At 43.6% G+C, this 15,335-nt stretch carries 12 protein-coding genes and 2 pseudogenes; 7 read left to right on the top strand and 7 right to left on the bottom strand.

Annotation, left to right across the window (positions count from 1 at the left end):
* Positions 1–1,017: RNA-guided endonuclease InsQ/TnpB family protein (locus tag BJP37_RS17685; RefSeq protein WP_075900697.1), on the top strand; the 1,017-nt coding region annotated here is incomplete at its 5' end.
* Between the two features lie 40 nt (positions 1,018–1,057).
* Here the strand turns inward: BJP37_RS17685 and def are convergent.
* On the bottom strand, positions 1,058–1,591 hold the full coding sequence (gene def, locus BJP37_RS17680) for a peptide deformylase (RefSeq protein ID WP_075906210.1): 534 nt from the start codon (positions 1,589–1,591) through the stop codon (positions 1,058–1,060).
* Positions 1,592–1,738: 147 nt separating this feature from the next.
* Between def and dnaA the strand changes: the two genes are divergently transcribed.
* Positions 1,739–3,166 (top strand): chromosomal replication initiator protein DnaA, encoded by a 1,428-nt coding sequence (dnaA, locus tag BJP37_RS17675; RefSeq protein ID WP_438941507.1) that lies wholly within the window; start codon positions 1,739–1,741, stop codon positions 3,164–3,166.
* Between the two features lie 403 nt (positions 3,167–3,569).
* Here the strand turns inward: dnaA and BJP37_RS17670 are convergent, their stop codons facing one another.
* Both BJP37_RS17670 and BJP37_RS17665 read right to left on the bottom strand, forming a co-directional pair.
* Positions 3,570–4,904, bottom strand: a complete 1,335-nt coding sequence (locus BJP37_RS17670) for an IS4 family transposase (RefSeq protein WP_075900695.1) — start codon at positions 4,902–4,904, stop codon at positions 3,570–3,572.
* A gap of 329 nt (positions 4,905–5,233) precedes the next feature.
* Positions 5,234–6,012, bottom strand: a pseudogene (locus BJP37_RS17665) (IS5 family transposase).
* A 353-nt stretch (positions 6,013–6,365) separates the two neighbouring features.
* Here BJP37_RS17665 and dnaN point away from each other — a divergent pair.
* The gene (gene dnaN / locus BJP37_RS17660) at positions 6,366–7,547 is read left to right on the top strand and encodes a DNA polymerase III subunit beta (protein ID WP_075900693.1); all 1,182 of its coding nucleotides are present in this window, start codon (positions 6,366–6,368) and stop codon (positions 7,545–7,547) included.
* An 8-nt stretch (positions 7,548–7,555) separates the two neighbouring features.
* A complete protein-coding gene (locus BJP37_RS39450; RefSeq protein WP_158069642.1) occupies positions 7,556–7,702 on the top strand; it encodes a hypothetical protein in 147 nt (48 codons plus the stop codon).
* A gap of 109 nt (positions 7,703–7,811) precedes the next feature.
* Here the strand turns inward: BJP37_RS39450 and BJP37_RS42615 are convergent, their stop codons facing one another.
* A complete protein-coding gene (locus BJP37_RS42615) occupies positions 7,812–11,468 on the bottom strand; it encodes an alpha-mannosidase (RefSeq protein WP_158069641.1) in 3,657 nt (1,218 codons plus the stop codon).
* A gap of 321 nt (positions 11,469–11,789) precedes the next feature.
* Here BJP37_RS42615 and BJP37_RS43630 point away from each other — a divergent pair, with 321 nt between their 5' ends.
* A complete protein-coding gene (locus BJP37_RS43630) occupies positions 11,790–11,918 on the top strand; it encodes a hypothetical protein (protein ID WP_269087015.1) in 129 nt (42 codons plus the stop codon).
* 43 nt (positions 11,919–11,961) lie between these two features.
* Positions 11,962–14,010, top strand: a complete 2,049-nt coding sequence (locus BJP37_RS17640; protein WP_075900691.1) for a hypothetical protein — start codon at positions 11,962–11,964, stop codon at positions 14,008–14,010.
* Here the strand turns inward: BJP37_RS17640 and BJP37_RS39440 are convergent.
* Together BJP37_RS39440 and BJP37_RS17635 are read right to left on the bottom strand one after the other, a co-directional pair.
* Positions 13,963–14,175: a hypothetical protein gene (locus BJP37_RS39440; protein ID WP_158069640.1), complete on the bottom strand. Its 213-nt coding sequence runs from the start codon at positions 14,173–14,175 to the stop codon at positions 13,963–13,965. The two genes, BJP37_RS17640 and BJP37_RS39440, sit on opposite strands and share 48 nt — an antisense overlap.
* Entirely contained in the window at positions 14,165–14,575 is a 411-nt protein-coding gene (locus BJP37_RS17635) for a methyltransferase family protein (protein ID WP_158069639.1), read from the bottom strand. Before BJP37_RS17635 ends, BJP37_RS39440 begins: the two co-directional genes overlap by 11 nt.
* Before the next feature lie 332 nt (positions 14,576–14,907).
* Between BJP37_RS17635 and BJP37_RS43625 the strand changes: the two genes are divergently transcribed.
* Entirely contained in the window at positions 14,908–15,030 is a 123-nt protein-coding gene (locus BJP37_RS43625; RefSeq protein ID WP_269087143.1) for a hypothetical protein, read from the top strand.
* Here BJP37_RS43625 and BJP37_RS17630 read toward each other — a convergent pair.
* A pseudogene (locus BJP37_RS17630) lies at positions 14,987–15,205 on the bottom strand (hypothetical protein). The gene BJP37_RS43625 and the pseudogene BJP37_RS17630 sit on opposite strands and share 44 nt — an antisense overlap.
* Between the last annotated feature and the right edge of the window lie 130 nt (positions 15,206–15,335).

Here is a 15,335-nt window from a genome sequence, read left to right as displayed (position 1 = left end):
CAGAAGAGAACCCTGCCTCAACTCAAGAAAGACAGACCTTGGTACAGTGACATTCATGCTCACGTATTACAAGACTGCGTTAAAAGAGTTGATCTGACTTTTAAGCGATTCCTAAAAGGGGATACCAACGGAAGAAAAAGCGGAAAACCTCGATTCAAGAGTAAAAATAGATACAAATCCTTTACTTTTCCTTCTTTATCTAAGAATCCTATAAATGGGAATATTTTGACTCTTCCAAAATTTGGCCAAGTCAAGATGATTTATCATCGACCTATCCCAGAAGGATTCAAGATAAAGACAGCTACTATCACCCGAAAAGCTGATGGCTATTATGTCACACTGTCAATTCAAGATGATACTGTACCAAAAATTATCCCAGTAGATAGTGTTACCAACCCTATCGGGATAGATATGGGACTCAAATCTTTCCTGGTAAAGTCTGATGGCTCAGAAGTGCCCATCCCCCAATACTACCGAAAAGCTCAAAAGCGACTAAAGAAAATTCAGAAAGCTGTCAGTAGATCGAAGAAAGGAAGTAATAACAGAAAGAAAGCTGTCAGCAATCTAGGAAAGGCTCATAAAAAAGTAGCTGACACTCGAAAAGATTTTCATTTTAAAACTGCAAAGAGGTTATTGGATGAGCACGATTTAGTAGCTCACGAGAAACTCAACATTAAAGGTCTGACTAGAACTAAACTAGCTAAATCTGTATTAGATGCTGGATGGGGGCAATTTCTGTCTATTTTGTCAGTCAAAGCCGCAAATGCTGGACTGATCACGAAGGCAGTAAACCCCAGAAATACCAGTCAAAACTGTTCTAACTGTGGAGCAAAAGTTCCTAAAGAATTAAAAGACCGCATCCACTCTTGTACTCATTGTGGTTTTACAGCGGATCGTGATGTGAATGCGGCAATAAACATATTGGATTTGGCGGTGGGACGTCCCGTCAGAAGTAAAGCTTGCCGAGTAACCGAAGGAATACCTGGTGTTGGCAAGAAGCCCGCGTTGTCCCGTTAGGGCAACGTCGGGAGTACGTCACTAAAGGATTTGACAATCGCTATAACTTAGCAATAATCTGCTTCTGATATTCTTCCTCACTCATCATCTCGTGGGTACTCTCGACTCGGTCTAAAAATACAATCCCGTCAAGATGGTCATATTCATGCTGAAATATCCTGGCTACAAAGTCTGTTAATTGTTGCCGCTGACACTGACCATACCGATTAGTATACTCCACCTCAATTCGAGTATACCTGGGTACTAACCCTCGAATGCCGGGAATACTCAGACACCCCTCCCAGTCCTTAACCATGTCAGTGTCATGACTAATAATGCCAGGATTAATCATAGCCGTTGGTTCCATCAACGGTGCGTGGGGATACCTTAAATTCGGACGAGACGCTACTATAAACAAACGATAGGATTGAGATACTTGGGGTGCTGCAATGCCAACCCCATTTGCTGCTGTAGCAGTTGCTATGAGGTGATCAATCAGTTGTTGAAGGCGTTCATCCAGCAAATTATGTACTCGCTGAGTATGCTGCCGTAAAATCGGGTTGCCTAACTGAGCAATTTGTAGTGTTTCACTCACCATAGTAAAAGCCAAACGTCTATATCCGTCAAGCTTATTCGATCAAATGCTCAAACAGTACCTTCATATGCTGAAAATCGGTAAACCGTTTTGGGGGGTTGGATATAGGGAAAGGAATTTTTATTCTTTTGGTCTGGGCTGTTGCTCATGACATCTAGCTTAGAAACCATTGACTACGGTAGAAGAAAAACGGTGAAAATTTCCCCAGAACAACTATGGATTCAGGTATTAGAACGTCTCAAACTACAACTGAGTCAGCCCACCTTTGAAACTTGGCTCAAGACAACTAGCGCTCAAGAGCTTGACAATAACTGCTTGCTGATTCGCACTCCCAATCCCTTTTCCAGAAATTGGTTGCAGAAGTATTACGTTAAAACAATTGCTGATGTCGTGGAAGATATTTTAGGTCAACCAGTGGAAATTCACTTCACAACAGCTACAGGAGACAATAAGTCAATGACTGGTGATGTTGACTTTTCCTGGTCATTTCCCGTAGCCACTAATCATTCCCAAAATACCTTTAAAAACCAGCCAAGACGGTCTAAGTTAAATCCTAAGCATGTTTTCTCTCGCTTTGTGGTTGGTCCTAATAATCGCATGGCTCATGCTGCATCTTTGGCGGTAGGGGAGTATCCAGGACGGGAGTTTAACCCTCTGTTTCTTTGTGGTGGTGTTGGTTTAGGCAAAACTCACTTAATGCAGGCAATTGGTCATTACCGCTTGGAGAATAACCCAGACTCTAAAATTTTTTATGTTTCTACTGAGCAGTTCACTAATGATTTAATTTCTGCTATTCGCGAGGATAGTCTCCAGAGCTTTCGAGAACATTATCGGACAGCTGAGGTACTTTTGGTAGATGATATTCAGTTTCTTGAAGGTAAGGAATATACTCAGGAAGAGTTTTTCCACACCTTCAATACTTTGCACGAAGCTGGTAAACAAATTGTCTTGGCATCAGACCGTCCTCCTCATCAGATTAATAGCTTGGAAGAACGCCTTTGTTCGCGCTTTTCTATGGGTTTAATCGCTGATATTCAGCCACCGGATTTAGAAACCAGAATGGCTATCTTGCAAAAAAAGGCAGAGGACGAAAATATACGTTTATCCCACGACGTAGTTGAGTATATTGCTGCTAGCTATACCTCTAACATTAGAGAATTAGAGGGAGCTTTAATTAGGGCGGTAACTTATGTATCGATTGCGGGTTTAGCGATGAATGTGGAAAATATTGCACCGATTTTGAACCCACCGACCAAGAAGATTAAGACTTCTCCTGAAGTGATTTTAAGTACTATATCCGATACGTTTAATCTTTCAGTGGAAGACTTAAAAAGTAGCTCTCGGAGGCGAGAAATTAGTTCGGCTAGGCAAATTGGGATGTATCTGATGAGGCAGCATACAGAATTGAGCCTACCCCGAATTGGGGAAGAATTTGGTGGCAAAGACCACACGACAGTTATGTACAGTTGCGATAAAATTGCTCAGCTTCGGGAAAAAGATGATGAGTTAGCTCAGAAACTTTCTCAGTTAAGCGATCGCATAAATCTGACAGCCAGGAGTCAAAACCAAAAATAAAGCGTGTTTATAGCAATTATCAGCGACGTTTGAGGTACTTTTGTCTTGGCGTTTAGGGAGCAGGGAGTAGGGAATCGGGAATCGGGAATCGGGAATCGGGAATCGGGAATCGGGAATCGGAAGGAAAAATACTCTATACCTGATTAGGCTATAAAGCGATATTTTAATTAAAAGTTGATTAATTCAAGCTTGTTAATTAATTAACTTTTAATTAAACCTTGTCAATTAACGGCTTGAGCTTGATGCTATGATCGAGTTTACTGCTAGAATATCTGGCTTCTGAGTATAAATGCTCTGTGGAAAAATCACCGAATTTTTCCACAACTTTTTCCACATATGGATTACTAAACCAATTAGTATAGCGCTATTGTTTTTGAGTAAGCTATCAGCCATTGGTGACAAGTTAAGCAAAAGAGCAATTTGTCAAGCCCTCTGAGTTTGGGAAAGGAGACAAATCAAGGGGAGGTTTTTTTATCCTGGTACGAGGGGCTTTGACAACCCCCAAATCTTGGTTCTCTTTAGCAGTTAAATAGGCCACTGGATCAGTGGCTTTCCCTTGATGATAGGCAACTCCAAAATGATACAGTCCGCGAAAAACCATTTCTACAGAAATACACTCCATTGGTATTGATAATTCTGAAGCTACCTGATCGGATAGGTCGATTAAGACCACATAAAATAACCAAGTAGCCCACAATTGTAATTGAATACCATTGACAGAACCAGTCCACAAGTAACTCAAACCCAATAAGCGTTTAAGAGTGAGAAAAGTCTCCTCAATTCGCCAGCGACGAGCGTACAAATCAGCTACGACGTAGGGAGGTAAAACTTCAGGCTCTATCACAGAAGTTAGGTAGCGATACCATGTTGAACCATGTTTTACCTCTACTAAACGTAAGTTGAGAATTGGATTACCTTGATAACCTGTTCCCAACCTAATTAGTTGGTCATGATGTTGTCCAGAGTGACTCAAAGTGCGTACAGATTTATATTTTGCTTTCCCTTTGAGCCTGGTAATGAAGTCGGATTTACCCTTGATTAACTCCTCAAAAAAGCGAAAGTTCCAAAACCCTCTATCTAAGATGAGTAGCGTTTTGGCTGGGATCAATTCTAACAAGTTGGGCACAAAGTTACTCTCATGGGTGTAAGGATTAGATTTAAACCAGGTTTCGACTGGAAAGCGTGTTTCTAAATCTACCACCGCACAGATTCTACCTCCTAATTGACCCAGAGGTACTGTTTCTAAACTTTTTAGCTTACGAAACAATGCCTCTAATGTCGAAGCATCCACTATCCACAAACGTTCAAAATACTTTCTCGCTCTTTTAACGCTTACCGGACTTTCTCTGTTTCTTTGCTGCCAACGTTGGTTTAACAAAACTAGTAAGTCTTTTAGTACTCTTTGAAACAATGATGCTGGAAAGGTTAAGAATCTTTGAGATAGGGCTTGTTGAGACACTTTCACTGCCTTCGCCCACAGCAAGTTTTCCCTTGCTAGCATTCGATTGAGCTCTGTTACTGATGGTACTTGCCTCCACAGTAAACTCAATACCACTGCCAGCATCAATGGTAAACTCAATATCCTGCTTCTCATGTCTAATGAGCGGTAGTAGGCTAGTTGATTGTACACGCAAGGTTTGACTAAATCTTCTAGTTGTTGAGCTATGACTTTGTTATCTATATTGGGCTGGTTTCGCGGTCTGGTGTGGTCTCTAATACTTTTTTGTGAATGAGCCATTCTCTTTTTACCTTTATAACCACCGATACTTCAGTTAGTCTACGGTTCGCGAGCCGCATATGCTGGTGCTCGAAGCGTACGCACAGTTTGGGGTTAGCGTACGCACAGTTTGGGGTTAGCGTACGCACAGTTTGGGGTTAGCGTACGCACAGTTTGGGGTTAGCGTACGCACAGTTTGGGGTTAGCGTACGCACAGTTTGGGGTTAGCGTACGCACAGTTTGGGGTTAGCGTACGCACAGTTTGGGGTTAGCGTACGCACAGTTTGGGGTTAGCGTACGCACAGTTTGGGGTTAGCGTACGCACTGAATAGTTTACCTAGGGCATGTCGTCAGTTAAGCCAGATGACAGAAGCGGCGAGATGAATGGCTCCCAAAAAATTACGAGCAGTTTTATCAAGCGCGAGTTGCTATTGCCCTGTATTGCTTAAGTTTCTGAAAAAAGTTTTCGATCAGATGACGCCACTTATACATGTGCAAGTCATATGTTCAAAGTTGAGTACGATTGACTTTAGGAGGAATGACAGCTTGGCAGTCAGCTTCTTTTAATCGTTTGAGCACCCGCTCTGTCGCATCGTAAGCCTTGTCTGCAAGCAGTGCACCAATCTCATGTATACCACCCGCGTAACGCATCAGCTCCCTGCAAATCATGTGCTTGACCGGGGGTCAGATGAAACCCTGTGGGATTACTAGCGTGCATCACAGGTGGCATGAATTTTGGTAGATAAACCACCCTTACTGCGTCCAATTGCTTGTGTTAATGGTTTATCGTCTGGTGTTTTTTTTTGCACCAGCACCCTCGTTGATGAGCGCGTACAATCGTGTTCGTCGAGCGCAGCGTACTCGTTGTCTGCATCTAATGAGAGTGTCTTGAATACACGTTCTATCACACCACTTTCAGACCCTAGGCTATGACGCTTGTGCACAGACCGAAAATCGCCAAACCTCTCCGGCAAATCACGCCACGGAATACCTGCACGGTATCGGTACAGTACGGCTTCAACAAATAGGCGGTTATCTTTGGCATTTCCACCAACAAGCGCCCTCCTGGCCAGGTAGCATATCCTTAATTCGCTCCCACTGATCCAAGACGCAAGGCATACCGACGCATTACTTCCTCCTTAGTTGAGTTTTCCTGACTCCCCTCAGTTCTATAGCTGCACTGACTGGTTGTCAATTCTCTAACTGACGACATGCCCTAGTAAAGGATACAGCAATTTCTGGAAAGTACTTGACAAATTGCTCTTTTGCTTAACTTGTCACCAATGGCTATCAGCCTATGGGCTACCCCCTGCATCGCTACTTGAGGTGCTATGAGCTGAAGGCTGACCCCTGACTACTGACCACTGTTGGCGTAGCCTGCGCGTAGCGCATATACTTAGGTTTTTGAGGTGGTTTTGTAGAAACATTACTAATCGAGTACTATGGTTCTTTGCTAAAGCAAGACCCATTAGAAAACCAATCATGAAACTGGTTTGCAGTCAAAGTGACCTCAATACAAACCTTTCACTAGTGAGTCGGGTAGTCCCTTCTCGCCCTACTCATCCTGTGCTGGGTAATGTTTTGTTAGAAGCAGACCAAAAAAATCAGCGGGTGCTACTAACTGCTTTCGACCTTAGCGTGGGTATCCAGACTAGCTTTAAGGCTGACGTTGAGACAGGAGGGGAAATTACCCTGCCAGCCAAACTGCTCAATGATATTGTCTCCCGTCTACCTTCAGGGGAAATTACTCTAGAGGATGATGGTAAAGGTACAGACAGTGATAGCCTGATTGTGACCTTAACCTCAGCTACTGGACGTTATCAGGTTCGAGGAATGAGTTCTGAGGAATTCCCGGAACTGCCGGAAGTTAACGCATCCGTTGCGGTTCATCTTCCTGTAGAAGTCTTAAAGATTGGATTGCAGGGTTCTTTATTTGCCACCAGTTCTGATGAAACTAAGCAAGTGCTGACGGGGGTTCACCTTACTGTAAAGTCGGACAACTTGGAATTTGCTGCTACCGACGGTCACCGACTAGCAGTTGTGGAAACTAATCGGAGAATACAGGAAAGTGCCACGACTAAAACTACTCAAGAATTGGATGATCATGATTTCCCCCTAGAATTTACTTTACCAGCTAGAGCGTTACGGGAGTTGGAGCGGATAGTATCTAAGGCTCAAGCTCAGGATACTATTGCGATTCAGTTTGAACCTGGTCAGATTGTTTGTCAAGGGGGAGAACAGCGTTTAACAAGCCGAACTTTGGAAGGACAGTACCCTTCCTATCATCAGCTGCTTCCGAAACACTTTGAGCGTCAGATCATTCTAGATCGCCGTCAATTACTCAGTGCAGTAGAACGGATTGCAGTGTTAGCTGACCAGAAAAATAATATTGTCAAGTTTAATATTGATAGTGTTAACCAGCGGCTTAATCTCTCGGTAGAGGCAAAGGATTTGGGTAGTGGTCGGGAGTCAATGGAAGTAGAAATATCGGGTGATAGTTTGGAAATTGCTTTTAATGTTAAGTACTTAATTGATGGCTTAAAGGCGCTTTCTAGCTCTGAGATTTCAATGCATATGAATGAAGCTAATAGTCCTGTAATTTTTAAGCCTCTAGGGGGATTGAAGATGACCTATTTGATTATGCCAGTTCAAATTAGGAAATAGGTAAGGATATGCGCTACGCGCAGGCTACGCCAACAGCCGTCAGCCGTCAGCCCTCAGCCCTCAGCCTTCAGCCTTCAACCTATATTTTACGCCAACGCTACGCGAACATTAGTCAGCCGTCAGCCCTCAGCCCTCAGCCCTCAGCCTTTAGCTGATAACTGTTCGCGTAGCGTGCGCGTAGCGCTTAAGCTGATAGCTGATAGCTGATAGCTGATAGCTGATAACTGATAGCTGATAGCTGATAGCTTACCTCCCTACTCCCTTCTAGGTTATGGATTTAACTGCTAAACTAGTTATTTTCCAAGGCTCTATCTTAACTACTTTTTCATCAGGTGATGGTTCTGATACACTAATCGGTCTTTCCAATAAATCAACTGGGTGAACTACTTTTAATCCCAAATCACTCACCAAGGATAAATTCGCTGACTCCCCATGAGATTCATAACACCTGAGAATCCATTGATCAGGGATATCTTCGGATTGTTTAAGTGCCATCAAAATTAAAGTCTTGGCTGACAAATTTAATAGTTGTCCGGTTGATGGTAAAGAAGGTTGATAATTATTACTGACATTATTACTGAAAATAGAACTATTAGCGGGAGACGAAAGTAACCCTAAAAATGGTAAATTAAGTTGGTATGCTAGGTAAATTGTATCTGCAGAACGCCAACTGCCTTGATGAGGATACAAAGCATAGGTGAATTGGTGGATGCCTTGATCAGTTTCAGGATCGGGCCAAGTGGGAGAGCGAAGCAATGTTAGACGTAATTGGGAAGCCTGGGCATCATAGCCGTATTTGCAATCATTCAGCAAACTGACACCATAGGTTTGATCACTCAAGTCTGCCCAGCGCAGAGCAGGTACTTCCCATTTAGCTTGCTCAGCAGGGGTTTGGGGTCTAGTAGAACGTTGAATTACCCCACAAGGCATCTCATAGGACACATAATCGGCATCAATGGCTAATGGAAAAGCAGCTTTGACTAATACATGGCGTTCCTGCCAGTCTACGGTAGTGGCAATTTTGAGGACTGGAGATTCAGCTGAGAGGATATAGTCCTGACAAAATTGCGATCGCATCAGCCGACGCACCACTCGCAAACGCTGACGCAATACTCCGGTTTCAATCCACTCGATCCCGATCAGCTCAGTGCTCGGCAAAGGATGGTCAGCATAATTTGGGTCTATATTCCATGCATCCCAATATTGACTACTATCCTGGAAAGCTTGTAGCTTATTCCCAGGACCACTAAGCACTTCCCGCTGATTAACCTGATCGAAGACACTACTCAACTCTCCAGTTTCTCGGTCTACCACTACTCGTAGGTATTGATTCTCTAACACGAAATCTTCAATCGGGAGTTGGGAATCGGGAATTGGGAATCGGGAATCGGGAATCGGGAATCGGGAATCGGGAATCGGGAATCGGGAATCGGGACGTAGCTCTAAGTTCAAGTCCACATCATGGCGTTGCTGAATTGAAGTATGAATTCGTGATTGTTTGGTTTTGGTAAAGCCCCCTAAATCCCCCAACTTTGGGGGACTTTGAGAGTTTTGTACCCCCCAAAATTGGGGGGCTAGGGGGGCAAAATCATACCCAGAATCAGCAACGCCCACATCATTGCTACATAACCAAAAAACACGATATCCTACCGAAGGAATATTACTGGCTAGAAACAGCAATTCTATCTGACTATAGGAGAGATTGTCATTGTTATTGTCATGGTTTTGGATTTGCTGGGCTTGATAGTGACTAACTTGAGAGACTATCTTTTCCCCAAAACAGTCATACACTTCCCATTCGATTGACCCGACCGGTATGGAAACAGGTAACGAAATAGCTAAACAAACAGCAATTACTTCTGAACGCTGCCAATTGAGAGGATTAAAGACAATAATGGCTTGAGCATTGGGTTTGGGTGGTGGTGGTAAGGTGATCTTGGATGCGATCGCATTTAATGATTCCTCCAATATCTCTCCCGTCACCTCCTCGACTTCCTGCCAAGCCTGATTAGCGTCTACAAAGACTTCCGGAATCGATGTTCCTGGTAAGATGTCGTGGAACTGATTAAATAACACCTTTTTCCAGGCTTCCTCTAGTTCAGTCTTAGGATAAGCTTGTCCTGTCGCAATGGTTTTCAGGGCTGCAAACAGTTCTGCTTGGTACAATAACCCCTCACAACGACGTAGATAGCGCTTTTGGTCAGCGTGAGTGGTATAGCAACCCCGATGGAATTCTAGATAGAGTTCATCATTCCAGACCGGAATCTCTTTAGTGGTTTGGCTTTGGCCTTTCCCCCCTCCTTTAATTTCTTCTCCCCTCACACTTGCGACACTTGCGACACTCTGTGTAAGGTTGGTTGGAGTTAAAGCTTGAAGGTTCTCAATACAACCTGCAACCTTGGCCAAAAGGCCACGCTTCGCGAACAACCTGCTAACCTTCAACCTGCTAACCTTCAACCTACTAACCTTAAACAAATAGTCACTGGCGGTGGTAAATTCCAGCTTTGGGAAGAATGGGGATTTCTGCCAACGCCTTGCTACTTGTAACATATCCCTGGTGGGACCACCACCATGATCTCCCACACCAGGCAACCAAAACGCATCCTTGAGTGAGGTTTGAATTTCCCAATCAATAGCGTAGCTTGCCATAGTAATGGGATTTGTATCCATCACACCAGCAACGTTAGGGGGAGACATCAGGCTGAAGATTTGGCTGCCATCGGGAGACTGCCACCAGAAAGCACCATAGGGAAATTTGGTGGTATCGTTCCATTGCAGCTTCTGGGTCACGAAGTAGTCAATTCCACCCTGTTTGAGTAATTGAGGTAGTTGCCAACAGAAGCCAAAACTATCCGTTACCCATGCCACTGTGGTTAACTGACCGAAGGTTTTCTGGACGTAACGTTGAGCATAGAGGATTTGTCGGACAATTGATTCACCATCAATTAAATTTAATTCCGGTTCTACCCACATCCCCCCCACAATTTCCCAACGACCAGCAGCTACTTGTTGTTTTATCCTTTTAAATAAGTCAGGGCGATGCTGTTCTATCCAAGCATAAAGGGCAGGGGTGGTATGGCAAAAGGTGAAATCTGGAAATTCTTGCTGTAGCTTTAATACTGATTCAAAGGTACGCACAGCTACGTCCCAGGTCTCGCTGACTGGCCATAACCAAGCCAAATCAAGGTGAGCATGACCTAGCATTTGGATAGAGTTTTGACTATTTTGAATTCTGAAGTTTGAATTTTCAATTGTACTGAGTTGTTGGCGCAATCGGGTAAGCGATCGCATAAATTCTGTCGGCTGTGACACCATTTCCCAATCAATCTCAGCCACAGCCTTAGCTAGAGTCGCTAATTGTTCTGGTTCAAAACTAGCGCTATACTTTTGTAAGATAGTCAATTCATCAGCTACAAAGCCTGGATCGATATCATTGGTGGCTTCGTAGAGGATTTGCGATCGCATTAATCCGCCGATATCATGACCAGGACTAACCAACCTTAGGGCTACGGCAAACTCTTCCCCTGGCACTACTGTTGAATTGAGCAGCATCCTTGTGGAGGAATCAAACAAATCCCCCTCTTGTACCAGCTGACCGTTGAGAAAAATCTCAGCGGATTCTGCCCACCAGGTCAATACCAAACGTAATCCTAAGCCCGATAAAGGATAGCGCTGCAAATCCTGGGGCACTAGGAATCGTTGACTCAACCACATCACTTGTCTTCCAGCAGACCAAATAATGTAATCCTTGTCATTACGTTGGGCTATTGACCACTTCTCCCAGGTCTGTGGTTGAGTTGCCAGAGGGTAAGGAATATCTCCGTTACAGTATCGCCAACCCTGCTGAACATTGGCTTGAGTTAAAGCACGGAGTTTTGCGATCGCATCATTAATACCATCAATAATCTTAATCTGATCCATTTGGTTGACAGCGGTTTTCAATTCGTTGAGGTACTTTCGTTCTGGGTGTTAGGGAATCGGGAATCGGGAATCGGGAATCGGGAATCGGGAATCGGGAAACAATCCTGTGTACCTGATCAGCTAGTTTTCATTTAAATTCTCTTTTTATCAGAGCAGGGGAAAGGGTTTGAGAGTTTTTTTGATAACGGAATAATATTCAATTTTAAATGCGCAACAGGTTATCATTAATTTGTTATTGGTAGTTTATTGACAGTTAACCTTTAACTAACCATCAACTGTCAACCCATAACCACTTCCTGGTATATAGCCTTTCTAATAACTATGAGGTACACAAAATTTTTTACCTCTGCCCTCTTACCTACTCCCTGCTCCCTGCTCCCTGCTCCCTGCTCCCTAAAACCCACAACTCTGTACCTCATCCAAATAATAATTGCTATATATGCAGCTTAAATGTCTATCAGCTAGCTAATCCCTCACCCAAACAATAACCATCATGTCTTCCCCTGCCAACGGTCCCTATCGCAGTAGATTGTTTAACTTTATCAATCGACAATCTCAACGGTTTGTTGACCAAGTTCAACGTACAATACGCCATTTAAAGGTTGCAGGGGTATGGGGAGGACAAATTTTACTTTATCCGGTGTACCTGCTGGTGCAAGCTAGTTTATCCGCTGGGCGTCAAATCTCTTCTTCGGTAAAAGCTGGATTGCCCCAATTAAGGACATTTAACCACACCCAGCCCCAAGAAACACCGCCAGAAGCAGATACAGCAATTCAGCGAGTTTTACAAGAGTTGAACCTTGGCAAGTTTACCCTTGAACTTGATCTAGAGAACCTAAAACCGTCGAACGGACAACCTGTAACCCTCAATAACGGGCAACCTATCCTAATCGAACGGCAAAGGGGAACATACCTAAATAACGGGCAACCTGTAGTAAGCCTAAATAATGGGCAAGCTGTAACCCCAGGACAATGGGCAACCCCAAATCAAACCCCAGCTCAAACCCCAACCAATGAGCATATGCTGATTCAGGGAGTAGCTTGTTTATTGGACAACAGGGGTCTAGTGCTGGTGACAATGGAAAATCAAATTCTGGATATATTGACACCCCAGCAGCAGCAAAAACTAACATCCAGAATCAGCTGGGAGGTGGCTGACTTACTGCGTAAATGGCGTTTAGCCCACTCCTTAGAGGGCAAAAAAGCATCCCCTTCCCTTGCTACCTTAGATCACCCCCCTATTTTTCCACCCATCAGGCTATTCTGGCGATTGATGGCCTGGGTGCAAACTAGTCCTGTAGCGATCGCAATTAATCTTTTCGGGGAATCGAGGATCATTAGCGCTACGCGCACGCTACGCGAACGAGCTGTTTCCAAGGGTCAATCAGCCACCTCTAATCACCGACAAATTAAACCCAAACCATTCCAGCTATCACCTTCTAGCCCAATTCAAGACCTATTAACTTTCCTGGATAACAAATTGCTGGAACTGGAATCACACCAATTAGTACAACGATCGGAAGTGGTGGTTAAACTGAGTAAGCAAATCCCCCTAACCCTTCGCCAGAGTACTAATCAGCTGATTCAAGCCCTACAAAAACCATTTATTAAGCCTAATAGCTCAGAGGAGGTAACCGCAGGGTCTGACACTAACCGACTTAAACTCTTAAGCTTAATCTATGCTGCGGTTGACTATTTCTTTGGTAGAAAATCATCTAATTTTAGTTTGACTGGTTCCTCAGAACAATCCGAAATTACTTCTGGTTCTGGAGAGGGTTTACCAGGAGCAAACAGCAATGATTTATACCCAGAAGCCCATCAGCTATCAGGAGATAATTCCCCTCCACTTTCCCCGTCATTAAAACCATCCACCTCAACAGCATCTCGGTCTAAATCAGATGAACTTGATCCTTGGTTATCCGATAATGATTTATGGGGCAACCCAGATGGATCTGACCACTACCAAAATTTATATTCCTCAACCTCCAACTCCGGAAATCAGGCAGAATTACCGGTTGCTAATCTTCAATCTAGACATCAGTTACCAGAAGGATTCAACAGCAAGATTCCTGTGAAGTCAGAAAAGTCTATTTGGACCCTCTTTAAGCGATACCTGAACTTACTAAAGGCTCCAGGTAAGCTGATTATCTCAAGAAATAAATCCTCAAACGTTCAACCCAAACCATCCATCACCCAGACTAAAAATTCCAGGACTGAAAAATCACCAGACCTATCGCAAATTCAGTCTAATTTAGGAAAAAATACTCCCAAAAAATCTAAACATCAACCTCTAGCAGTTGTTAATTCTGGTAGCAACAAGGTTAAAGGAGTCAAGGGAGGAGAAAATGGCGCGATCGCTAACTCTAGAAACCATAGTGATGTAGAGCCCAATCAAGACTGCATTGACACTAAAGCAACTCCAGAAGGATATGTTAAACATCCTTTAGAACGAGTGTTGGAGTGGTTAGACATCACCATGCTTTGGATAGAAGAGCTAGTGGTTAAAATTTGGCGATTGCTGCAACGGTTGTGGCCATTTTGAATAGAGGGAATAGGGAATCGGGAATAGGGAATCGGGAATCGGGAGTAGGGAGTAGGGAGTAGGGAATCGGGAATCGGGAATCGGGATCCTGTTCCCTGTTTCCGAAAACCAGAAACTCTGTACCTCACCACATTGAAAACAGCTATATCCGCTATCAGCTATCATACCAAATCCGATTGGTATAAGGTAAAAACATTCCTGTGTTTTCCTTATACACTTTATAGTCAGCCGCAAAACTACTAGTTAAAAATTTAGCTTCTTCTTGGCGAGCAACTTGATAGTAGAGAACAAACATTACTACTACTGTTAGTATTAGCCAGAGTTGATTACTAACAAAAACACCAGCTAGCACAGAAAGCAGGTAGGATGTGTAAAAGGGATTACGAATGAATTTATAGGGGCCAGTGGTAATGATGTGGTTTGGTAAATCATCGGAATAGCAAATAGACAAAGGCTTTTCCTTAGTTGTTTTAACTGCCCACCAAAACAAAACTAGTGAGCTGATATAGATGCTCAGTCCCATTAACCCTAGGATTAAATTACTTTCTTCAGTCAGAACGATCATACTGACCTGTAGAACTATTAATAGTGTCCATAAAAAAAACAGAATCCTCAAACCATTTGGAGTGCCGCTAGGCCGAGTAAATAAAGCAACGCCTGCCCAAGTAAAACTTATCAAACAAGTTGTGAATAAGATTAGGGCGCAAGATTTTAAGACTAGCATGATGTTTGCTTTAGTAATGTTGGCTCTTCCGTACTTGTTATGCTAAATTAACACTTTGATGAAGGGAGCAGGGAGCAGGGAGCAGGAAGCAGGGAGCAGGGAGCAGGGAGCAGGGAGCAGGGAAGAAGGAAAAAATAATGTGTACCTCATAACTGCGATAAACGCTACAATCAGTGTTCAAAAAACATAGCTTCCTTTTGCTAGGTAATCTCTCTCTTGATCCCCTGTTCCCTGTTCCCTGTTCCCTGTTCCCTATTCCCTACTATTTATCGGATTATTACCGACATCAAAAATAATTATAAATTCCGCATCCGGCATTAATCGTTTCAGGGCCCACAAATGTCCTTTGACCAAAGGTCACGCTACGCGAACGGCATCCGATCGATTGCGAAAGCGAGCAACAACTACTCGCTGCATTTTCGGTAACAGCCGCATGACCACCCATGGATGAAGGCGTTCAGAATACGTCATCATGAAAGTATCTCCTTGTGATTGGGGAGCCAGAGCTAGCCCGTCGATTTTGGACTCTCAGCGGGCTAGCTCTTGACTCTGGGCGTCTCAGCGCCCACATTGATATTATAGCACAAATAATCTTTTATTA

The organism is Moorena bouillonii PNG, assembly GCF_001942495.1.
Classification (GTDB): Bacteria; Cyanobacteriota; Cyanobacteriia; order Cyanobacteriales; family Coleofasciculaceae; genus Moorena; species Moorena bouillonii.
This window is presented reverse-complemented; position numbering and strand designations above follow the sequence as displayed.